Here is a 20,144-nt window from a genome sequence, read left to right on the forward strand (position 1 = left end):
CGGCCGTGCGCGGGGCCCGCGCTTCCCCGGCGCACCCGCTACCGACGGGCTGTCAGATTCCGCCGCGGGGGGCGGGTCGGTGCGTGGTCACCCGGATGCGGACGCCCGGTGGCCCGGACCTTCCCCCGCTCATACGGTGCGTAATTGACTGATCACCACACAGAAGTGCGCCTCGTCCCCCCACGACCGCGCTCCCCAGCGGAGGTTTCCTTGACCGTGCGTCACATATCCCGGCGCTTGTCCCTCCCCCGCGTCGCGGCCGCCGTCGTCGCCCCGGCGCTGCTCGCGCTCGGGCTCCCCGCCGTCCTGCCGGCCGCGGCCGCCGGAGCCGGCGCCCCCGTCCTTCCGCTGACGCTGCAGAGGACCGTGACGACGGCCGGTGACGGCTTCGCCCACGCCGGCGGCGGCAGTGGCACCGGCTCGCGGCTCGCGGCGGCACCTCCGGAGGGCAGCACGCTCGACGCGGGCGTCGTCTTCTTCTCCTCCGACAGCCCTCCCGTCGACCCGGCCGGCGACGCCAGCCCCTACCGCTTCGGCGACGGACAGACGTCCGTGACCCTCCCCGACGCCGACGTCACCACCACGACCGTGGGCCGCCGCACCATCGCCGTGGCCCAGTTGCCGGCCGTCTTCGCCGGCCGCGCCGCCGACACCACGTTCACCGGAACGATCGACGGCGGCTCCGCGACCCGCTGGCGGCTCGCCGCCACGTACACCGGGGGCGCCGCCCAGGGCGCGGTGCCGAAGCGGGTGGTGCTCGTCGCCGGTCCCAGCGCCCTGGTGGACGGCGGTGACACCCCGCGCGCCGCGTCGCCCCAGATCGCGGCGGGCGCGGCCAGGACCGTACGGGTCGGCGGGCTGCTCGACGATGCCGTCGGCACCGGGGCCGCCCCGGTCGGGGTCCGGGTCGACAGCGGCGCGACCAGGGGGTCGCCGGTGGCCATCGGCGCAGGTGAGTTCGCCGCCGTCGGCGACAGCGCCTGGCAGCCGGGGGCGACCGCCGTGGACGGCCGGTTCACCGGCGGCAAGGGTGCCGCGGGGATCGCCCTCGGCTACGGCTTCAGCTACCCGCAGGCCGCCCAGCCGGAGTTCAGGACGTCGAGCATCACCGACGTCGACGGCGGCGACCTGGCCCCCGGCGACGCGGTCGCGGTCTCGCGCTCCGTGGTGAACACCGGCGGAGCCCCGGCGACGGGCGTCGTCCTCACCGACACCCTCACCGACCTCACCGGCGTGACGGACGTCCGGGTCGACGGCGCCCCGCCGGCGCCGGACACGGTCACCGTCACGGCGTCCTCGGTCACCGCGCGGCTCGGCACCGGAGCAGGCGCCGCCTCCGGTGGCACCCTCGCCGCCGGGGAGACCGTGACCCTGTCCTACACGGCGCGGGTGGCCGCGGCCCCGTCCGGTCCGACCGCCACCTCCTCGGTCACGGTGGCCTTCGGCAACGGGGCGGCCGGACCCAGCGACCTGAGCCTGGGCATCGCCACGCCCGCCCTCACCCTGAGCCCGGCGAGCCTGGACTTCGGCAGCCGGCCGGTGAACACCACCAGCGCGGCCCGGACGTTCACGCTCACCAACCACGGCGGCACGGCCCGGACCGTGAACGGAGTGTCCCTGTCCGGAGCGGACGCGGCGGACTTCGCGCTCGGCGCCGGCACCTGCACGGGCAGCCTCCCGCCGCGGGCCCGCTGCACGGTCCGTGTGACCTTCCGGCCCACGGCGACCGGCGCGCGCACCGCCGCGCTGGACGTGGACACCTCCGCGGGCCCGCGCAGCGCGGCCCTGGCCGGCGTCGGTGTCGCCGGCACGAGCAGCGCCGACGTGCAGATCACCCTCAGCGCGCCGGAGGCCGTCGCGCCGCGCGGCCCCCTCACGTACACGGTGCGGGTGGTCAACAACGGCCCGGACACCGCCGCCGGCGTGGCCGCCACGCTGGAGCTCCTCGGCCCCGGACCGCGCTTCGAGGACGACCCGCGGCCCGGTCCCGGCTCGATCCCGGACATCACCTGGTGGGGGGCGAGCACCCGCGCGCCCGGCGGTGTGCGGTTCCTCAGCGGTGGCGGGCCGCACCCGTCCATCCAGCGGGTCGTGTGGACCATCGGTGATCTCGCCCCCGGCCGGACGGCGACCTTCGAGGTCGACCTGACCGCGCCGTCCGGTCTCGGCCGGATCACCTCGACGGCCCGGGCCGTCACCACCACCCTCGACCCCGAGCCCGACAACAACGTCGCCACCGTCGCCCCCCGGGTGACGCGGGACGACGAGGACTGACGATGACTGACGAGGACTGACGGGGACCGACGACGACCGACGACGACCGATCCGTCCGGGGAGCGGATACGACGAGGGGCCCGGCAGCCGAAGCTGCCGGGCCCCTCGTTCTCCTGCTCAGAGCGGTAGCGGTGGGATTTGAACCCACGGAGGAGTTGCCCCCTCACACGCTTTCGAGGCGTGCTCCTTAGGCCGCTCGGACACGCTACCGAGGGAGAGCTTAGCGGACGTCCGGGTGTGCTCCGAAATCGTTTGTGCGAAAGAAGCGGGTGAGCAGGTCACCGCACTCCTCCGCGAGCACCCCGGAGATCACTTCAGGGCGGTGGTTCAGGCGCCGGTCGCGGACCAGGTCCCACAGCGAACCGGCCGCGCCCGCCTTCTCGTCGAGGGCGCCGTAGACGACTCGGTCCAGCCGGGACAGGACCACGGCGCCCGCGCACATGGTGCAGGGCTCCAGGGTCACCACCAGCGTGCAGCCGCCGAGCCGCCAGGAACCGGCCGTCCTGGCGGCCTCACGGATCGCGATGACCTCCGCGTGGGCGGTCGGGTCGCCGACCGCCTCCCGCTCGTTGCGGCCCCGGCCGATGACCGTGCCGTCCGCGGAGAGCACGACCGCGCCCACCGGCACGTCGCCGGTGCGCGGGGCGAGGGTCGCTTCGTGCAGAGCGAGCCGCATGGGCCCGGCCCAGGGGTCGCGGATCGGGTCGGTCAGCGGACCGCCTCCAGTACGTCCGCACAGCCCAGGGAGTCGGCGATCTCGCCGAGGGCCTCGCCCGTCAGCGCGCCGTCGCCGCTGAGCGCCAGCAGCTCCTTGTCGCTCATCCCCAGGTCCACGAGCAGCTCGGCGTCGCCGAGCGGGCCCACGGGCACGTGCACCTCCGTCGGCCCCGGCACGACGTCGTCGTCGAGTTCCTCGCTGTCACCCTCCTCGGTGCCGTCGAGGTCGACGATCTCGTCCAGGTCCTCCGGGTCGCGGCCGAGCAGCTCGTCGGTGAGCAGGATCTCTCCGTAGGAGCTGCGGGCCGCCGCGGCGGCGTCGGACACGTAGATCCGGGGGTCCTCCTCACCGTCGACGCGGACGACGCCGAACCAGGCGTCCTCCTGCTCGATGAAGACCAGGACCGTATCTTCCTCGGTCGAGGCGGAGCGGGCCACCTCGGTCAGGTCGCCGAGGGTTTCCACATCGTCGAGATCGGTCTCGCGCGCTTCCCAACCGTCCTCGGTGCGCGCGAGCAGTGCGGCGAAATACACCGTGACTCTCCCACAGGTCTCAGGCCGTCCGGACTTTCGGGCGGGAGCCGGATGATCAGCTCGGGGGTCCCCGCCCACACTCGGCATCGTGGCAGAAACCTCGGCTTTGCGAAGGGTCTTCCGCGCGTGCCGCGTGCCAGGGCTTCCGGCTTTTTCCCTGCGGCGGCCTGCGGGGACCCGCGGGAACCCTTCCGGCGCGGGCGGTTCGCCCGTCCCGGTGGCCTACCAGCGGAAGGTGCGCATCCGCATCTGCTGGCGCGCCCGCGCCGCGCGCGCCCTGCGCGGCTGCACCCGGTCGCGGAGCTCCTTGGCCTCGTTCAGTTCGCGCAGGAACATCGCCCGCCGCCTTCTGCGCTCGGCATCGCGCTCCTGCTGCGTACGGGCGTCGCTCGCGTCGGCGCCACCACTGTCGTGCTCCGCCATGGGGCACCACCTCAAGTGATCCGCGGGGCCCGGTCGGGACAGTCCGGGCGTAGGGGCTCGCCTTCCCCTTCCAGTGTGGTTTCAAAGCCGCCCCTTGCACAGCGGCTCCGGGCGCCCGTTTCTGCCCCGCGGCGGCGGCGACGTTAAAGTCGGGGGCATGCGGATCCATGTCGTCGACCACCCCCTGGTGGCGCACAAACTCACCACGCTGCGCGACGAGCGCACCGACTCGCCGACCTTCCGGCGGCTGGCCGACGAGCTGGTCACCCTGCTCGCCTACGAGGCCACCCGTGACGTGCGCACCGAGCAGGTCGACATCACCACGCCGGTGGCGGGGACCACGGGCGTACGGCTCTCCCACCCGCGGCCGCTGGTCGTGCCGATCCTGCGAGCCGGCCTCGGCATGCTGGAGGGCCTGGTGCGCCTGCTGCCGACGGCCGAGGTCGGCTTCCTCGGCATGATCCGCGACGAGGAGACGCTGGAGGCCAAGACCTACGCCACCCGCATGCCGGAGGACCTGTCCGGGCGGCAGGTGTACGTGCTGGACCCGATGCTGGCCACCGGCGGCACCCTGATCGCCGCCATCGACCTGCTGATCGAGCGCGGCGCGGACGACGTGACGGCCGTGGTGCTGCTCGCCTCCCCGGAGGGCGTCGAGGCCATGGAGCGGGCGCTGGCGGGCAAGCCGGTCACCGTCGTCACCGCCGCCGTCGACAGCCACCTCAACGAGAGCGGCTACATCGTCCCCGGTCTCGGCGACGCGGGCGACCGCCTCTACGGCACCGCGGGCTAGCGGGCTCCTTCACCGATACGTCAGGGCGGTACCGGACCCCCGCGGGAGTCCGGTACCGCCCTGACGTCCGTGCCGGGCCTACGGGAGCGTCAGCAGCCGGCGGGCCGGGGGGCCGCGCTCGGCTTGGCCAGGACGACGAGGTTCCGCTCGACGACCCGGTCGGCGGCCAGGGTGGTGAAGCCCTTGCCGAGCATGAGGTCGACGGTGTTGGCCGCGTGCTTGCTCTTGGGGGCCGCGGGCTTGTAGGTGGTGGTGCCCTTGAACTGGGCGCCGACCAGCTTCATGGCCGCCTCCGCCTTCGTGCCGGAGCCGCCGAGGAGCAGGGCGGCCGCGGTGACCTTGCGGTCGTACTCGGGGTCGGCGTTGCCGAAGGTGCCGATCTTGAAGCCCCGGGCGGCGAGCTGGTCGGCGGTCTTCTTGGCGAGGCCGCTCTTGGCGGTCGCGTTGTAGACGTTGACCGTGAGCTGCCCGGGTTCGGGGAACACGATGGGTTTGGTGCCGGAGGTACCGGGCGCCGGGGCGACCGCCTTGCAGGCCCGCTCCTTGGAGGCGTTGGCCGCTTGCGCGGGCTTCCCCTTCGCCGCGGCGTCGCCGTCGAAGACGTCGACCAGCTGGAGCGTGCCCCAGCCGGCGAGGCCGAGCACGGCGACGGTCGTGACCAGTACCGTCACGATCCGGAACTTGCTCCGTGGACGGCGCATTCGTGGGTACTGGTTCCCGGTGACACGGTACTTCCCGCCCATGCCAGGGGGCGTCAGCATGCTCATGTGCGCAGCGTAGTGCGGGATTCCGACTTGGCCTACTAAACGATCAACCAATCGCGGCCAATCGGGACGACTTGAACCCGAAAGGGTCAACAATCGGCTGAACGGATGTCAGGACCGGCTCGCCGGGACCCGTTGGCCCATCCGGGGCGCCCGGGACCGGTCCGGGCTCAGTCCATCTCCAGCACGCGCGCGTGCAGCACCTGCCGCTGCTGGAGCGCCGCGCGCACGGCGCGGTGGAGCCCGTCCTCGAGGTACAGGTCGCCCTGCCACTTCACGACGTGCGCGAACAGGTCCCCGTAGAACGTCGAGTCCTCGGCGAGCAGGGTCTCCAGGTCGAGTTGCCCCTTCGTGGTGACCAACTGGTCGAGGCGTACCGGACGTGGGGCGACGTCCGCCCATTCACGGGTGCTTTTCCGGCCGTGGTCGGGATACGGCCGCCCGTTTCCGATGCGCTTGAAGATCACACGGAAAGCCTACCGGGCAAGGGCGTACGGGCGCAGCAATGGCGCAGGAGTGCGATGGTGGGCAAATACGGTGATAGCGGGAGCAGCGGAGCAGCCCATGACCACGCCGACGACGCCCGACGCCGCGCGGGCCATCGCCCAGGGGTACGCCTTCACCGGACCGGCGCTCGATCTGGGGGCGCTGCTGTGGGACGGGCGGTGCCTGCCGGACGCCTCCGTCCGCGTCCCGCTCGGCATGCTCAGCCGGCACGGGCTCGTCGCCGGCGCGACCGGCACCGGGAAGACCAAGACGCTCCAGCTGATCGCGGAGCAGCTGTCCGCCCAGGGCGTACCCGTCTTCCTCGCCGACGTGAAGGGCGACCTCTCCGGCGTCTCGGCGCCCGGGGCGGCGGGCGACCGCGTGGCGCGGCGCGCCGCCGAGGTCGGGCAGGACTGGTCGCCGCAGGGCTGCCCCGCCGAGTTCTACGCCCTCGGCGGCATCGGCCCCGGCATCCCGGTGCGGGCCACGGTGACGAGCTTCGGCCCGGTGCTCTTCTCCAAGGTGCTCGGGCTCAACACGACGCAGGAGCAGTCGCTCGGCCTGATCTTCCACTACGCGGACGGCAAGGGCCTGGAGCTGGTGGACCTCAAGGACCTGCGGGCCGTCGTGGCCTTCCTCACCTCGGAGGAGGGCAAGGGCGAGCTGAAGGGGATCGGCGGGATCTCCCCGGCGACCGCCGGGGTCATCCTGCGCTCGCTGACGGCGTTCGAGGCGGAGGGCGCGGGCCCCTTCTTCGGGGAACCGGAGTTCGACACGGCGGAACTGCTGCGGACGACGGAGGGGGGCGGGCGCGGGACCGTGTCCGTGCTGGAACTGGCCGCCGTGCAGGACCGCCCGCGGCTCTTCTCGACCTTCCTGATGTGGCTGCTGGCCGACCTCTTCGAGGACCTGCCCGAGGTCGGCGACCTGGACCGGCCGAAGCTGGTCTTCTTCCTCGACGAGGCGCACCTGCTGTTCACCGGGGCGAGCAGGGCCTTCCTGGAGGCGATCACGCAGACCGTGCGGCTGATCCGCTCCAAGGGGGTGGGGATCTTCTTTGTGACGCAGACGCCGAAGGACGTGCCCGCCGAGGTGCTGGGCCAGCTCGGCAACCGGGTGCAGCACGCGCTGCGCGCCTTCACCCCGGAGGACGCCAAAGCGCTCAAGGCGACGGTGCGGACCTTCCCGACCTCCCCGTACGACCTGGAGGAACTGCTCACCGGTCTCGGCACCGGCGAGGCGGTGGTCACCGTGCTCAGCGAGAACGGCGCCCCCACCCCGGTCGCCGCCACCCGGCTGCGTGCTCCGCGTTCGCTGATGGGACCGGTCGCCCCGGAAGCGCTGGACGCGGCGGTCAAGGGGTCCGCGCGGTACGCGCGCTATGCACAGGCTGTGGACCGGGAGTCGGCGTACGAGCGGCTGAGCGAGCGGCCCACGCCCACGCCCACGCCCATGCCTGCTCCCGCCCCCGCGACGCGGAAGCGTGAGGAGCGGCCCGGGGAGGAACCGGGGGTGGTGGAGCAGGTGATGGGCAGCGGTGTCTTCCAGTCGCTGGCCCGCTCGGTGGGCACCCAGATCGGGCGCGAGATCAGCCGGTCCCTCTTCGGCACGTCCAAGCGGCGGCGGCGCCGGTAGGCCTACGCCTTCCCGGCCTTCTTCGCGGCGGCCTTGGCGGGCTTCGCCGGCCGGGCCGCCTTCGCCGCGCGCTTGGCCTCCTGCTTGAAGGCCCGCACCTTGTCCAGGGACTCCGGGCCGGTGATGTCGGCGACGGAGCGGAACGAGCCCTGCTCGCCGTAGGGGCCGGCGGCCTCGCGCCAGCCGTCGGGGGTGACGCCGAGCTGCTTGCCGAGCAGGGCCAGGAAGATCTGCGCCTTCTGCTTGCCGTAGCCGGGCAGGTCGCCCAGCCGGGTCAGCAGTTCCCTGCCGTCGCCGACCCCGCGCCAGACCGCCTCGGCGTCGCCGTCGTAGTGCTCGACGAGGTACTGGCACAGCTGCTGGACGCGCTTGGCCATGGAACCCGGGTACCGGTGCACGGCCGGCTTCTCGGAGAACAGCGCGACGAAGGCCTCCGGGTCGTAGGCCGCGATCTCGTGGGCGTCCAGGTCGTCGCGGCCCATGCGGGTGGCGATGGTGTGCGGGCCGGTGAAGGCCCACTCCATCGGGATCTGCTGGTCGAGGAGCATGCCGGTGAGTGCGGCGAGCGGGCTGCGGCCGAGCAGCGCGTCGGCCTCGGGCTGCTGGGACAGCCGGAGTGTGGTTGCCATGGACCGATGATCCCGCGTGCGGCGGGGCGCCGCTCCCGCGTCACCCGAACGGCCCAGTGCCGATGGCCGACCGGGCGGTGCGGGCGGACCGTGTGAGGTGTCCACCACCGACGCGATGGGAGCCTTGTGATGAGCCAGCAGACGCAGTCGGTCAAGCCGCATCACCATTCGGGCTGGGCGACGGGCGGCACCGTGTTCGCGGGAATCCTGATGATGGTCTCGGGTGTCTGGGCCATCCTCGAGGGCATCTCCGCCATCGCCAAGGACGACGTCTGGGTCCGGCTGGGCCACTACATCTTCAAGTGGAACCTGACGGCCTGGGGCTGGATCCACCTCGTGCTGGGAGTCCTCGTCCTCATCGTCGGCACGGCCCTGCTCTCCAGCGCGCCCAGGTGGGCGCGGGTCGCGGGTGTGGCGCTGATCGCGTTCAACATCCTGGTGAACTTCGCCTGGCTGCCGTACACGCCGTTCTGGGCCTTCCTGATGATCGCGATCGACATCTTCATCATCTGGGCCCTGTGCCGCGGCTGGGGCGACCACCCCGACCATCACGACCACCTGGGCGGGGACGGTCACCACGGCAGGGACGACAAGCTCGGCCACCCGGTCTGACGGCCCCGTACGCAGCGCGCCGCGGTCCCGGAGGCGTCCCCACGCCGCCGGGGCCGCGGCGTCATGGGCGGGATGTCACCCCTTCGTGTGGCATGACCGGTACGCCGGATAGCGTCCACCCGCGCGGGTAGCGCTGAACGAGTGACGCAGCCATTTGAACTGCCCGACTTCTACATGCCGTACCCCGCGCGCCTCAATCCCCATCTGGAGGAGGCGCGGGAGCACTCCCGCACCTGGGCGCGGGACATGGGGATGCTGGAGGGTTCGGGCATCTGGGACACCGCCGACCTCGACGCGCACGACTACGCGCTGCTGTGCGCCTACACCCATCCCGACTGCCCGGCACCGGAACTTTCCCTGGTGACGGACTGGTACGTGTGGGTGTTCTTCTTCGACGACCACTTCCTGGAGACGTTCAAGCGGTCCCAGGACCGCCGCGGCGGCAAGGCCTACCTGGACCGGCTGCCCGCCTTCATGCCGATGGACCTGGCGCAGGGCATGCCCGAGGCCGCGAACCCGGTCGAGGCGGGGCTCGCCGATCTGTGGCGGCGCACCGTCCCGGCCATGTCGCTGGACTGGCGCCGGCGGTTCGCCGAGAGCACCGAGCACCTGCTCAACGAGTCGCTGTGGGAGCTGTCCAACATCAACGCGGGCCGGGTGCCCAACCCCGTGGAGTACATCGAGATGCGCCGCAAGGTCGGCGGCGCGCCCTGGTCCGCGGGTCTGGTGGAGTACGCGGCCGGAGCCGAGGTGCCGGCCGCGATCGCCGGGTCGCGTCCGGTGCTCGTGCTGCGGGACGCCTTCTCCGACGCGGTGCACCTGCGCAACGACCTGTTCTCGTACCAGCGCGAGACGGAGGAGGAGGGCGAGCTCAGCAACGGCGTGCTGGTCCTGGAGAGCTTTCTGGGGTGCACGACCCAGGAGGCGGCGGAGTCCGTCAACGACCTGCTCACCTCGCGCCTGCAGCAGTTCGAGAACACCGCGGTCACCGAACTGCCGCCGCTCGTCGCCGAGCACGGGCTCGACCCGGCGCAGTGCGCGGCCGTGCTGGGGTACGTCAAGGGCCTGCAGGACTGGCAGTCCGGCGGCCACGAGTGGCACATGCGCTCCAGCCGCTACATGAACGGTGGCGGCGCGGGGGCGCCCGCCCGCACCGGCTGGTCGCCGTTCGCGCTGCCCGGCGGGATCGGCCTGTCGGCCGGCACGGTGCGGACCACCGGGCGGGCCGAGGCCGCCCGCGTCCGGGCCTTCACCCACGCGCCGCGGCGCACCGGGCCGGTCCCGCCGCCCGACTTCCTGATGCCCTTCCAGGTCACGCTCAGCCCGCACCTGGACGCCGCCCGGCGCACCATCGTCGACTGGGCGCACCGGATGGGCCTGCTGGAACCGCAGCCCGGCGTCCCCTTCTCCTTCGTGTGGGACGAGCGCAAGCTGATCGCGTTCGACCTGCCGCTGTGCGCCGCGGGCATCCACCCGGACGCGTCCCCCGAGGAGCTGGACATCACCTCCGGGTGGCTCACCTGGGGCACCTACGCCGACGACTGGTTCCCGGCCGTCTTCGGCCGCACCCGCGACCTGGCCGGCGCGCGCGCCGCCAACGACCGCCTGTCGGCCTTCATGCCGGTCGACGGCACGCCCGCGCCCTGCCCGGTCAACGCCCTGGAGCGCGGACTGGCCGATCTGTGGGCGCGCACGGCCGGGCCGATGCGGTCCGAGGCCCGCCGCCGCTTCCGCGCCGCGATCGAGAGCATGACCGCGAGCTGGCTGTGGGAGCTGGCCAACCAGGCGCAGCACCGCATCCCCGACCCCGTCGACTACCTGGAGATGCGCCGCCGCACCTTCGGTTCCGACCTGACGATGAGCCTGTGCCGGCTCGGGCACGGCCAGGTGGTGCCGGACGAGGTCTACCGCAGCGGGCCGATGCGGTCGCTGGAGAACTCCGCCGCCGACTACGCCTGCCTGATGAACGACGTCTTCTCGTACCAGAAGGAGATCGAGTACGAGGGCGAGATCCACAACGCCCTGCTGGTGGTGCAGAACTTCTTCGGCTGCGACGAGCCGGCCTCGCTCGCCGTGGTCCACGACCTGATGACCGGGCGCATGAAGGAGTTCCAGCACGTCGCGGCGAACGAACTGCCCGTGCTGTACGACGACTTCGCCCTCGGTGCGGAGGCCCGGGCGGTCCTGGACGGCTATGTGCGCGAACTGGAGAACTGGCTCGCGGGCATCCTGGCCTGGCACAGCGGCTGCCACCGCTACGAGGAGGAGGAACTGCGCCGGCCGCCCGGTTCGTCCCGGATGCCCTCCGGCGCGCACGGACTCGGCACGTCGGCGGCCCGGTTGGTCACGCTGCTCGGGGCGCGGTAGCGCGGCGGCGGGGGGGAAGGGGGGGCGGCCCGTGCGGGGGCCGCCCCCGGAGGCACGGACGAGTGCCCGTGCGACACACGTCGGTTGCCGCGCGGGGGGCCGGACGGTGGCGGGCTGCGGAACGGAGGGCCTCGGCCGGGCCGGTGGGGGAACGCGCGGTTCGCCGGAGGGGGCGATGGTGGCGCGGGTCCCCGGGCGCCTACGGTGGACCCGCAACTGTGGCCCGGCGGTGAGGAGTTCCATCCATGAACGCGCCCAGTACCCAACGCGTCGCGCTGCGGGACCGGTTGCTCGACCGGTTCCTGCTGCACGGCACCGTCGTGTCCGTGGAGCGGGTGGCCGCCCGCATGCGGCGGCTGCGGATCGAGGGCCCGGGGCTGGGCGGGACGGCCTGCCGGCCGGGGCAGCAGGTGCGGGTGCACGTGGACGGGCTGACCCGGCGGACGTACTCGGTCTGGCACCACGACCCGGCGGGCGCGATCGAGCTGTGCGTGATGGAGCACCCGGAACCGGGACCCGGCGCGCGCTGGGGCGCGGCGGCGGAGGTCGGGACGCGGGTCCGGCTGGGCCGGCCGGAAGGGTCGTTCGTGCTGCGGCCGGAGGCCCGGCACCACGTCTTCGTGGGCGAGGAGACGGCCATGCCGGCGCTGGGCGCCATGCTCGCCGCGCTGCCCGGGGACGCGTCCGTGCACGGCTGCGTGGAGACGGCGACCGCCGAGGACCGGCTGCCGCTGGCGCACGCGGACCGGCTCGCCTGGCGGCTGCGCGGCGGCACCTCCGCCGCGGCCTCCGAGGGACTTGCCGAGGCCGTCCGGGCGCTGGACCTGCCGGAGGACCCGGCGGGCGGTGCCGCCTACGTCGCGGGGGAGGCCCGCACCGTGCAGCTGGTGCGCGGCGTGCTGGTCCGCGAACGCGGCTGGGACCGCCGGGCGGTGCTGACCAAGCCGTTCTGGAGCCCGGGCAAGCGCGGCATGGAGTGAGCGGCGGGGCGGCCCGTCAGTCCGCGTCGCGGATCCACGCCTCGTAGGACATCACGTCGCCGGCCCGTACCCGGTACGCCGCCACGTCCTTGGTGAAGGTGGTCTCGATGCCCAGGACCCCGCCGGTGCGCGGGTCGAGGATCACCATGATGCGGGTGACGCCGGTGTCGAGGACGTACGCCTGTCCCGGACGGCCGAGGCGGTCGCTGATCGCGCCGACCGGGCGCAGGTCCTTCGCGGCGGCCAGCAGGGCGTCGATCGCCGCGATGTCCCGGGCGCCGGGCGTCCAGTCGCCCAGCAGTGAGGGCAGCACGTCCAGCAGCTCCTGCGTGCGGGTGCAGGCGCAGCCGTAGACGTCGCGCAGGTAGCCGCGCCACTCGCCGGCGTCGTGCGGCGGCTCGGAACCGGACAGCCCGTACGGCGGCAGCGTGCCGGGCGGGTACGACGCGCGGTGCAGCACCTTGCCGTCCGCGACGGTGCGGGGAGCGCCGCCGGGGTCGGTGATGACGGGCGCGCCCGGGTGCAGGGGGTCGGTGGCGACGACCAGTTCGGTACCGCTGCCGTCGGCGTTCCACCGGGTCAGGCGCTCCTCCGGGACGGTGACGGGCGGCCGTGCGCCGGGACCCTCCTCCATGCTCATGCTCCACGACATCACGTGCGTGCCGCCCCGTGTCCCCGGCGCCGTGTCCCCGCCCGCGGCGGCGTCCCGGGCCGCCCGCGCGATGTCGGCCAGCGGCACCGCCGGGGAACCGGCCTCGGGCCGCAGCGCGACGGGCGCCGCGACCGCGTGCGTGCTGCCCGCGTCCGACAGGGTGAAGGCCAGGACGGCGGTGACGGCGACGGCCGCCGCCACGCCGGCCGGCACCAGGCGCGGCACGCGCCGGCGCCGCCGCGCCGGCGCCGGCCGCATCAGCCGGCGCAGCGCGTGCTCGGCGCGCGCGTCCAGGGGGCGGTCGGCCCACCGCGGATCGCCCGCCGGTACGGGGTCGGCCTGCCTCAGCAGCTCCAGGTCCCGCTCTTCCGTCATCGCCGTGACTCCCCTTCGCCCGTGTTCCGCGTGGCCGGTGCGGCCTGTACGCCGTGGGGCGCCGCGCCCGCCGCCACCGACATCCCCATGCGGTCGATCTGCTCGCGCAGCCTGCGCCGCGCGCGGTGCAGCCGCATGGCGGCCGCGCTCCGGCCGCAGCCGAGGGCGACCGCCAGCTCGCCGACGTCGAGTTCCTCCCAGGCGGTCAGCCGCAGCGCCTCCCGGTCGGTGTCCGGCAGCCGTTCCAGCGCCTCGTGCACCCACGCCCCGGGGCGCTCGGTGTCGGGGCTCGGCACGAGGTGCGTGCCGTGCGCCGTCTCGTGGTTCCCTACCCGGTCCAGCAGCCTGCGGCGGCGGCTCCGGCCGCGCACGGTGTTGGCGAGGCAGTTGCGGGCCACGCCGTACAGCCAGGGCAGCGGCTGCCCGGGGAGTTCGCGGCGGCGCCGCCACGCGACGGCGAAGACCTCCGCGGCGACTTCCTCCACCTCGTCCTGCTCCTGGCCGTCCAGCCGCCGCGCGATGTAGCGGCAGATCGCCCAGTAGTGCTCGCGGTAGGCCGTGGCGAACGCCTCGCTGTGCGTCTCGTCCGTGCTCATGACCGCTTGGTGTCCGACATGGCCCCGATCATCACACCCGTCCGGTGTGATCTTTTCGCCGGTCCTCGCGGGCGTCCTCCCGTGACGCACCGGGCGGTCCCGGACACCTAGCGGGCATGAGGCTCAAAGACGTACGCGGGACCGCGGTGGTGCGGTGGCTGACCACCACGGACCACAAGACCATCGGCACGCTCTACCTGGTCACGGCGTTCGCGTTCTTCTGCGCGGGCGGTGTGATGGCGCTGCTGATGCGCGCCGAACTCGCCCGGCCCGGACTGCAGGTCCTGAGCAACGAGCAGTTCAACCGCTGTTCACGATGCACGGCACGGTGATGCTGCTGATGTTCGCCACCCCGCTCTTCGCGGGCTTCGCGAACTGGATCATGCCGTTGCAGATCGGCGCGCCCGACGTCGCCTTCCCCCGGCTCAACATGTTCGCGTACTGGCTCTACCTGCTGGGTTCGCTCATCGCGGTGAGCGGCTTCCTGACCCCGCAGGGCGCGGCCGACTTCGGCTGGTTCGCCTACTCCCCGCTGTCGAGCGCCGTGCACTCGCCGGGTGTGGGCGGCGACCTGTGGATCATGGGCCTGGCGCTGTCGGGCTTCGGGACGATCCTGGGCGCGGTCAACCTCATCACCACGATCGTCTGCATGCGCGCCCCCGGCATGACGATGTTCCGGATGCCGATCTTCACCTGGAACGTGCTGCTCACCGGCGTGCTGGCGGTGATGGCCTTCCCGGTGCTGGCCGCCGCGCTCTTCGCGCTGGAGGCGGACCGGACGTTCGGGGCGCACATCTTCGACCCGGCCAACGGCGGGGCGCTGCTGTGGCAGCACCTGTTCTGGTTCTTCGGGCACCCGGAGGTGTACATCATCGCGCTGCCGTTCTTCGGGATCATCAGCGAGGTGATCCCGGTCTTCTCCCGCAAGCCGATGTTCGGCTACACCGGGCTGATCGCCGCGACCGTCTCCATCGCGGGCCTGTCGGTCACGGTCTGGGCGCACCACATGTACGTGACGGGCGGGGTGCTGCTGCCCTTCTTCTCCTTCATGACGCTGCTCATCGCGGTGCCCACCGGGGTGAAGGTCTTCAACTGGATCGGCACGATGTGGAAGGGCTCGCTGAGCTTCGAGACCCCGATGCTCTGGGCGACCGGCTTCCTGGTCACCTTTGTGTTCGGCGGTCTCACCGGGGTGCTCCTCGCCTCGGCGCCGCTGGACTTCGAGGTCTCCGACACCTACTTCGTGGTGGCGCACTTCCACTACGTGGTCTTCGGGACGGTGGTCTTCGCGATGTTCTCGGGACTGCACTTCTGGTGGCCGAAGTTCACCGGCAAGATGCTCGACGAACGCCTGGGCAAGATCACCTTCTGGACGCTCTTCACCGGCTTCCACGGCACGTTCCTGGTCCAGCACTGGCTGGGCACCGAGGGGATGCTGCGGCGCATCCCGGACTACCTGGCCGCCGACGGCATCACCACCTTGAACACCGTCTCGACGATCAGCTCCTTCCTGCTGGGGCTCTCCCTGCTGCCGTTCCTCTACAACGTCTGGCGCACGGCGAAGTACGGGAAGAAGGTGGAGACCGACGACCCGTGGGGCTGGGGGCGTTCCCTGGAGTGGGCGACCTCCTGCCCGCCGCCGCGCCACAACTTCCGCTCCCTGCCGCGCATCCGGTCCGAGTCGCCCGCGTTCGACCTGCACCATCCCGAGGTGGGGACGTCGGAAACGGTATCGAGCCTGCCGGGAGCGACACTCCCGGCCGGTCGCGGCGGCGCCTAGGTTCGACGGCATGACGACGCACGAAGCCACCACGGCGACCCGCTCGCGCACCCACACCTGGCAGACCCGCCCCGAGCCGACCTCCGAGATCCCGGGGATGACCGGCCGCGAGATCCTCCAGGGCGCGCTGGACGGGAGGTTCCCGGCCGCCTCCATCATGAGCACGCTCGGCTTCCGGCTCGTCGGGGTCGGCGACGGACGCGCGGTCTTCGAGGGCGACCCCGGCGACCACCTGATCAACCCGATGGGCACCGTGCACGGCGGGTTCCTCGCCACCCTGCTGGACTCGGCGCTCGGCTCCGCCGTGATGAGCCGGCTGCCGGCCGGATCGGCGTACACCACCGTCCAGCTGGGGGTGCACATGATCCGGCCGGTGCTCGCGGGGACGCCCACCCTGCGCTGCGAGGGCACCGCGCTGCACGTCGGCCGGACGACGGCCACCGCGCAGGCGCGCGTCGTCGGCACGCACGACGGCAAGCTCTACGCGCACGGCACGACGACCTGCGCGGTGCTCCGCCTCAGCTGACCGACGCCACCGCCGCCTCGGCCACGGCCAGGGCCGTCGCCATGATGCTGAGCTGCGGATTCACCTCCGGGCAGCTGGGCAGCGCGGAGGCGTCGGCGACATGGACGCCCGCCACGCCGCGCAGCCGGCCGTCCGGCCCGGCGGGCGCGGTGCGCGGGTCGGCGCCCATCGCGACGGTGCCGGTGGGGTGGAACGCCGACAGATGGAGCTGCCGTACCGTCACGCGGTCGAGTGTGTCGTGGAGTTCGGCGGGAGTGCGGGCCCTCGGCGCGGCCGGGATGCCGGTGAGGACCTCCCGCGCGCCCGCGGCGAAGAGCAGGTCGCCCATGGCGCGCACCGCGCGCAGCAGACGCCGGGCGTCACGCGGGTCGATGTCGTAGCGCAGCAGCGGGCGACCGCGGCCCCGTACGCGCCCGCCCGGCCGGTCCGCGATCATCGCGCCGAAGGTGGCCAGGCGGCCGGAGTCCTCCAGCTCCGCACGCAACTCCCGCCCGACGCCCGGCAGGACGAAGGAGCCCATGCCCGGCGGCGGGGCCGTGGCCTCGATGAGGATGCCGTCCGCGTGCAGTTCCTCGACGCCCGCGCTCTGCAGCACCGCAGGGCCGCCGTCCGCGACGGGTTCGTCGAAGCGCCCGGCCACGCTGGTGGCCGGGTGCACGGCGAGGTTGCGACCGGTGCGCGGATGCCGGCCGAGCCCGGAGCGGCGCAGCAGCGGCGGGGTCTCCAGCGCGCCGGCGGCGACCACCACCAGCGGGGCCATGATCTCCAGCATGCTGCCGTCGGCGCGTCGTACGGCGACACCGCGGGCCCGCGGGCCGCCGGGCCGGTCCGGATCGGTCAGCACCCGGCGCACCGAGGCGCCGGTGACGATCCGCGCCCCGGCCGCGCAGGCCTGCGGCAGCACGGACAGCTGGACGCTCTGCTTCGCGCCGGCCGGGCAGCCCACCACGCACTGGCACGAGCCGCGGCAGCCGGGCGCGTTGCGCCGCAGCGGACCGGCCCGCCAGCCGAGTTCACGGGCGCCGAGCAGCGCGAGCGTGCCGTTGCGGCCCAGCACGCCGAGCGGCTGGGTGGCCACCCGCAGGGTGCGTTCGACCTCGTCCAGGCGCGCGCCGAAGGTCTCCGCGTCGGCGAGGGCGCCGAGCCCGTGCTCCTCGCGCCAGCGGGCCAGCACATGGTCCGGGGTGCGGTAGCAGGTACCGGAGTTGACGACCGTGGTGCCGCCGACCGCGCGGCCGGTGGGCACGACGAGCGGCGGGCTGCCGAGCGCGACGGTCGCACCGCCGTCCCGGTACAGCTCGGCGAAGCGGTCCAGCGGGGCCCGGCGTCCGAACTCCGCGGTGGTGTGCCGGCGGCCCTCCTCCAGGACCAGGACCCGCAGTCCGGCCCGCGCCAGGGTCCGCGCCGCCATCGCGCCGCCCGCGCCGGACCCGATCACCACGGCGTCCGCCCGTGAGCGGTCCGGCCACCGGGCGGCGGGCACGCAGTCCAGCGGCGGGTCCTGCGGGGCGGCCGGTGCGACGGCCGGCGCGCCCGTGCGCAGCATCCGCTCGGTCCCGGCGGCCAGCAGCACCGGCACCTTCACCACGTCGAGCAGCGGCAGCAGCGCGGGCCGGGCCGCGATTCCGGTCACCAACGCCTCCCGCTGACCCGGTGTCAGCCGCTCCAGTCCGTGCCCGGTCCGGGTCCTGGCGTACCCGTCGACCGCCGCTGCCGCCGCCCGGAACCCGTGCCGCGCCGGTGCGGGCATCGTCGCGAGCAGGCCCTCCAGCCGCGCGGCCACCCCCGCGGTCCAGTCGCCGTCCCCGTCGGCCGCGAGCAACGCCGCCACCAGGCCCTCCACCACGCTCACCGGTCGCCGACCTCCGCGTGGGCGGTGCCGTCGAGCGTCCACTCCGCCTCGGTGTGCCAGCGGCCCGCGGCACGGCGTTCGAGGAGGACGTGGGCGTCGGCGGTCTCGCTGTTGCGGCAGACGGCGGCGGCGCCGTCGGGGTCGGCGTAGTCGAGGGCGAGGGTGCGCTCTGGGTGCTGGACGACCCGTACGGTGACGCGCCGCCGGCCGGCGCGGCCGGTGACCGTCCACTGCGGGAGGCCTATGTCGGCGGTGAAGCGCCGCAGGCCCGCGCGGCCGAGGGCGGCGCGCAGTCCGCCGCGCGGCCAGTCACGGCCGTCCTTGCGCAGGCGGAGGAAGACCAGCGGGGGAAGCCGGTCCAGCCCGGGGCGGGTGGAGACGGCGGCCACGATCTCCAGGACGTCGCCGCCGCCGAGGTCCGCGTGCAGCCAGGCCCAGCGGCGGGCGTTGCCGTGCCCGTAGATGCGGGCCGACGCCCCGGGCGCCCGGCGCAGGTCCAGCTCACCGGAGCCGTGGCGGACGCGGCCGGTGTAGCGGGCCCGGGGGGACGGCACGATCTGCGCCGCCGGGAGCAGCGGCCGCCGCCACGACCAGCGCGGGAAGGTGTAGAGCGGTTCCGCGTCGCCGGGTTCCTCGGTGAGGTCCCAGGACAGGGCGCCCGCGGTGCCGCGCAGCCGTCCGGGCAGGGCCTCGACGCCGCCCGCGGTGAAGCCCTCCGGCTGCTCCGCCGTGCCGGCCGTGCCCGCCGTCGCTTCCGGCCACGGGACGGGCCCGAAGCGGGCGTGCTCGACGGGTTCGGCGCCCTTGGCGGGGAAGACGGCCGCCCAGCCGTGCGCGTGGGCGCCGCCGCCGTCGGCCGGGGTGACCACCTCGTGGTGCAGCCACAGTCCCGCGCCGGTGGCGGGGTCGGTGGCGGTGGTGTACCAGACCTCGGTGCGGCCGGGGGAGCCGCCGGAGCGGGGCGCCCAGTGCGCGCGGGCCTCGTCGCGGACCGGGAAGCGGAAGCTCGTGAGGAACGGCCCGAGCGCGGTGGCGGTGCGGAAGCGCAGCGTCCCGGTGCCTGCCGGTTCCGCGGAGCCGTCCCGGGTGAGCGTGAACGGCAGGACGGTCGTCGACCGCAGCGGGTGCCGCGGGGTGACCGACTTCCAGCCGTCGAGGACGCACCTTCGCCCGTCGAGGGCGAACTCCAGCCGGTAGTGGATGCGCCGCCGGGCCAGCGGTGAGATCTCCAGGGTGCCGGTGGCCTCGGGGTCGTCGGCGCGGCCCGCGATGCGCAGCCGTCCGGTGACCCGGGCGGGCGTGGTGCGGTGGGGGAGCAGCAACCGGTCGCAGCGGACGGCGAGTTCCATCCGCACCGGCCGGTCCTCGTCCTCGCCGGACAGCCGTACGGTGCCGGACATCGTCTCGGCGAAGACGGTGCCGCGCCGGGCGCGGGGGCCGCTCACCGGGTCGCCGCCTTCAGCCCGGCGCGCATGATCCGTTCGGTGGCGGTCAGATAGGCCTCCGCCGCCTCGCGGGCCGCCGCGGGGTCGCCCTCCTCGACCGCGGCGACGACCGGTTCGAGCCGCCCGTGGGCCTCCTCCGGGTCCTGGAACGGACCGGAGAGGTGACGCCGCATCGGCAGATAGGCGTTGAAGAGGGTGTTGGTGAGCAGTACGTAGACCCGGTTGCCCGTCGCGTGGGCCAGCGCGCGGTGCACCTCGGCGTCGGCGAGCTGCACCGCGTCCGGCTGCTCGGCCTCGCGCACGGCCTCGATCCGTGTCCGCAGCCGGGCCCGGTGCGCGGCGGTGGCCCGCGAGGCGGCCGTACCGGCGATCAACGTGCCGACTCCGCGCCGCACTTCGAAGATCTCGCCGAGCCAGCGCGCGTCGTGCCGGACCAGCATGGGCAGCAGGTCGGCGCCGCCGAGCCGCTCGTAGTCGCGCACGCGGGTGCCGATGCCGTGCCGGGTCTCCAGCAGCCCGGCCTGCACGAGCCGCCCGAAGGCGTGCTTGAGCGTGGTGCGGGTGACGCCGTACCCCTCGGCGAGCTGACGTTCGGGTGGCAGCAGACTGCCGGCGGGGTGGCGGCCGGCGAGGATCTCCTCGCGCAACCGGTCCTCCAGGACGTCCACGATCGACTCGCGCGGCAGCGCTTCCATCTCACCCTC

General features: G+C 73.9%; 18 protein-coding genes, 1 tRNA gene and 1 pseudogene. 8 read left to right on the plus strand and 12 right to left on the minus strand.

The annotated features are described in order from the left end of the window. Positions 1-237 precede the first annotated feature (237 nt). Positions 238-2,274: a choice-of-anchor D domain-containing protein gene (locus PV364_RS31100; protein WP_319663805.1), complete on the plus strand. Its 2,037-nt coding sequence runs from the start codon at positions 238-240 to the stop codon at positions 2,272-2,274. 123 nt (positions 2,275-2,397) lie between these two features. Here PV364_RS31100 and PV364_RS31105 read toward each other — a convergent pair. From PV364_RS31105 to PV364_RS31120, 4 genes are all read right to left on the minus strand, one after another. Next, positions 2,398-2,484, minus strand: a tRNA-Ser gene (locus tag PV364_RS31105). A gap of 10 nt (positions 2,485-2,494) precedes the next feature. Further along, on the minus strand, positions 2,495-2,950 hold the full coding sequence (gene tadA / locus PV364_RS31110) for a tRNA adenosine(34) deaminase TadA (RefSeq protein ID WP_319663807.1): 456 nt from the start codon (positions 2,948-2,950) through the stop codon (positions 2,495-2,497). A 32-nt stretch (positions 2,951-2,982) separates the two neighbouring features. Beyond that, positions 2,983-3,525, minus strand: a complete 543-nt coding sequence (locus PV364_RS31115; protein WP_319663808.1) for a tRNA adenosine deaminase-associated protein — start codon at positions 3,523-3,525, stop codon at positions 2,983-2,985. Positions 3,526-3,747: 222 nt separating this feature from the next. Beyond that, the gene (locus tag PV364_RS31120) at positions 3,748-3,948 is read right to left on the minus strand and encodes a hypothetical protein (protein ID WP_319663809.1); all 201 of its coding nucleotides are present in this window, start codon (positions 3,946-3,948) and stop codon (positions 3,748-3,750) included. 157 nt (positions 3,949-4,105) lie between these two features. On the opposite strand from PV364_RS31120, the gene upp reads away from it, so the two are divergent. Next, a complete protein-coding gene (upp, locus tag PV364_RS31125) occupies positions 4,106-4,741 on the plus strand; it encodes a uracil phosphoribosyltransferase (RefSeq protein WP_319663810.1) in 636 nt (211 codons plus the stop codon). Positions 4,742-4,830: 89 nt separating this feature from the next. On the opposite strand, the gene PV364_RS31130 is transcribed toward upp, so the two are convergent. Further along, positions 4,831-5,508, minus strand: coding sequence for a LytR C-terminal domain-containing protein (locus PV364_RS31130; protein ID WP_319663812.1), 678 nt, complete (start codon positions 5,506-5,508; stop codon positions 4,831-4,833). A gap of 167 nt (positions 5,509-5,675) precedes the next feature. After that, positions 5,676-5,972, minus strand: coding sequence for a type II toxin-antitoxin system VapB family antitoxin (locus PV364_RS31135; RefSeq protein WP_319134963.1), 297 nt, complete (start codon positions 5,970-5,972; stop codon positions 5,676-5,678). Positions 5,973-6,069: 97 nt separating this feature from the next. On the opposite strand from PV364_RS31135, the gene PV364_RS31140 reads away from it, so the two are divergent. Then, positions 6,070-7,626 (plus strand): helicase HerA-like domain-containing protein, encoded by a 1,557-nt coding sequence (locus PV364_RS31140; RefSeq protein WP_319663814.1) that lies wholly within the window; start codon positions 6,070-6,072, stop codon positions 7,624-7,626. 2 nt (positions 7,627-7,628) lie between these two features. On the opposite strand, the gene PV364_RS31145 is transcribed toward PV364_RS31140, so the two are convergent. Continuing rightward, the gene (locus PV364_RS31145) at positions 7,629-8,255 is read right to left on the minus strand and encodes an HhH-GPD-type base excision DNA repair protein (protein ID WP_319663816.1); all 627 of its coding nucleotides are present in this window, start codon (positions 8,253-8,255) and stop codon (positions 7,629-7,631) included. Between the two features lie 129 nt (positions 8,256-8,384). Between PV364_RS31145 and PV364_RS31150 the strand changes: the two genes are divergently transcribed. The 3 genes from PV364_RS31150 to PV364_RS31160 all read left to right on the plus strand — a co-directional run bounded on the left by PV364_RS31150 (position 8,385) and on the right by PV364_RS31160 (position 12,214). Next, the gene (locus tag PV364_RS31150; protein ID WP_319663817.1) at positions 8,385-8,867 is read left to right on the plus strand and encodes a hypothetical protein; all 483 of its coding nucleotides are present in this window, start codon (positions 8,385-8,387) and stop codon (positions 8,865-8,867) included. A gap of 141 nt (positions 8,868-9,008) precedes the next feature. After that, entirely contained in the window at positions 9,009-11,234 is a 2,226-nt protein-coding gene (locus PV364_RS31155; RefSeq protein ID WP_319663819.1) for a family 2 encapsulin nanocompartment cargo protein terpene cyclase, read from the plus strand. Positions 11,235-11,479: 245 nt separating this feature from the next. Further along, complete coding sequence (locus PV364_RS31160) at positions 11,480-12,214, plus strand: siderophore-interacting protein (RefSeq protein ID WP_319663820.1); 735 nt, start codon at positions 11,480-11,482, stop codon at positions 12,212-12,214. 16 nt (positions 12,215-12,230) lie between these two features. Here PV364_RS31160 and PV364_RS31165 read toward each other — a convergent pair whose 3' ends face one another. Both PV364_RS31165 and PV364_RS31170 read right to left on the minus strand, forming a co-directional pair. Next, positions 12,231-13,241, minus strand: coding sequence for a CU044_5270 family protein (locus PV364_RS31165; protein WP_319663821.1), 1,011 nt, complete (start codon positions 13,239-13,241; stop codon positions 12,231-12,233). Continuing rightward, complete coding sequence (locus PV364_RS31170) at positions 13,238-13,837, minus strand: sigma-70 family RNA polymerase sigma factor (protein ID WP_319663823.1); 600 nt, start codon at positions 13,835-13,837, stop codon at positions 13,238-13,240. The genes PV364_RS31165 and PV364_RS31170 overlap by 4 nt, the downstream gene beginning before the upstream one ends. Positions 13,838-13,953: 116 nt before the next feature. Here PV364_RS31170 and ctaD point away from each other — a divergent pair. Both ctaD and PV364_RS31180 read left to right on the plus strand, forming a co-directional pair. Further along, positions 13,954-15,617: pseudogene (ctaD, locus tag PV364_RS31175) on the plus strand (cytochrome c oxidase subunit I). Between the two features lie 10 nt (positions 15,618-15,627). Further along, complete coding sequence (locus PV364_RS31180; protein ID WP_319663824.1) at positions 15,628-16,143, plus strand: PaaI family thioesterase; 516 nt, start codon at positions 15,628-15,630, stop codon at positions 16,141-16,143. Here the strand turns inward: PV364_RS31180 and PV364_RS31185 are convergent. The 3 genes from PV364_RS31185 to PV364_RS31195 are packed head-to-tail and all read right to left on the minus strand — an operon-like array spanning position 16,136 to position 20,135. Beyond that, positions 16,136-17,995 (minus strand): GMC family oxidoreductase N-terminal domain-containing protein, encoded by a 1,860-nt coding sequence (locus PV364_RS31185; protein ID WP_319663825.1) that lies wholly within the window; start codon positions 17,993-17,995, stop codon positions 16,136-16,138. The two genes, PV364_RS31180 and PV364_RS31185, sit on opposite strands and share 8 nt — an antisense overlap. Continuing rightward, positions 17,992-19,440, minus strand: a complete 1,449-nt coding sequence (locus tag PV364_RS31190; protein WP_319663826.1) for a hypothetical protein — start codon at positions 19,438-19,440, stop codon at positions 17,992-17,994. The genes PV364_RS31185 and PV364_RS31190 overlap by 4 nt, the downstream gene beginning before the upstream one ends. After that, the gene (locus PV364_RS31195) at positions 19,437-20,135 is read right to left on the minus strand and encodes a FadR/GntR family transcriptional regulator (RefSeq protein ID WP_319663828.1); all 699 of its coding nucleotides are present in this window, start codon (positions 20,133-20,135) and stop codon (positions 19,437-19,439) included. The genes PV364_RS31190 and PV364_RS31195 overlap by 4 nt, the downstream gene beginning before the upstream one ends. Positions 20,136-20,144: the final 9 nt, after the last annotated feature.

The organism is Streptomyces sp. MI02-7b (genome assembly GCF_033793585.1).
Lineage (GTDB): Bacteria > Actinomycetota > Actinomycetes > Streptomycetales > Streptomycetaceae > Actinacidiphila.

What these genes read in the sequence shown, in the direction of transcription:
- tadA (WP_319663807.1), bottom strand. Translation starts at nt 2,950, where the DNA reads ATGCGGCTCGCTCTGCACGAAGCGACCCTCGCCCCGCGCACCGGCGAC.
- PV364_RS31145 (WP_319663816.1), bottom strand. Translation starts at nt 8,255, where the DNA reads ATGGCAACCACACTCCGGCTGTCCCAGCAGCCCGAGGCCGACGCGCTG.
- upp (WP_319663810.1), top strand. Translation starts at nt 4,106, where the DNA reads ATGCGGATCCATGTCGTCGACCACCCCCTGGTGGCGCACAAACTCACC.
- PV364_RS31120 (WP_319663809.1), bottom strand. Translation starts at nt 3,948, where the DNA reads ATGGCGGAGCACGACAGTGGTGGCGCCGACGCGAGCGACGCCCGTACG.
- PV364_RS31170 (WP_319663823.1), bottom strand. Translation starts at nt 13,837, where the DNA reads ATGAGCACGGACGAGACGCACAGCGAGGCGTTCGCCACGGCCTACCGC.
- PV364_RS31195 (WP_319663828.1), bottom strand. Translation starts at nt 20,135, where the DNA reads ATGGAAGCGCTGCCGCGCGAGTCGATCGTGGACGTCCTGGAGGACCGG.
- PV364_RS31165 (WP_319663821.1), bottom strand. Translation starts at nt 13,241, where the DNA reads ATGACGGAAGAGCGGGACCTGGAGCTGCTGAGGCAGGCCGACCCCGTA.
- PV364_RS31130 (WP_319663812.1), bottom strand. Translation starts at nt 5,508, where the DNA reads ATGAGCATGCTGACGCCCCCTGGCATGGGCGGGAAGTACCGTGTCACC.
- PV364_RS31150 (WP_319663817.1), top strand. Translation starts at nt 8,385, where the DNA reads ATGAGCCAGCAGACGCAGTCGGTCAAGCCGCATCACCATTCGGGCTGG.
- PV364_RS31140 (WP_319663814.1), top strand. Translation starts at nt 6,070, where the DNA reads ATGACCACGCCGACGACGCCCGACGCCGCGCGGGCCATCGCCCAGGGG.
- PV364_RS31160 (WP_319663820.1), top strand. Translation starts at nt 11,480, where the DNA reads ATGAACGCGCCCAGTACCCAACGCGTCGCGCTGCGGGACCGGTTGCTC.
- PV364_RS31180 (WP_319663824.1), top strand. Translation starts at nt 15,628, where the DNA reads ATGACGACGCACGAAGCCACCACGGCGACCCGCTCGCGCACCCACACC.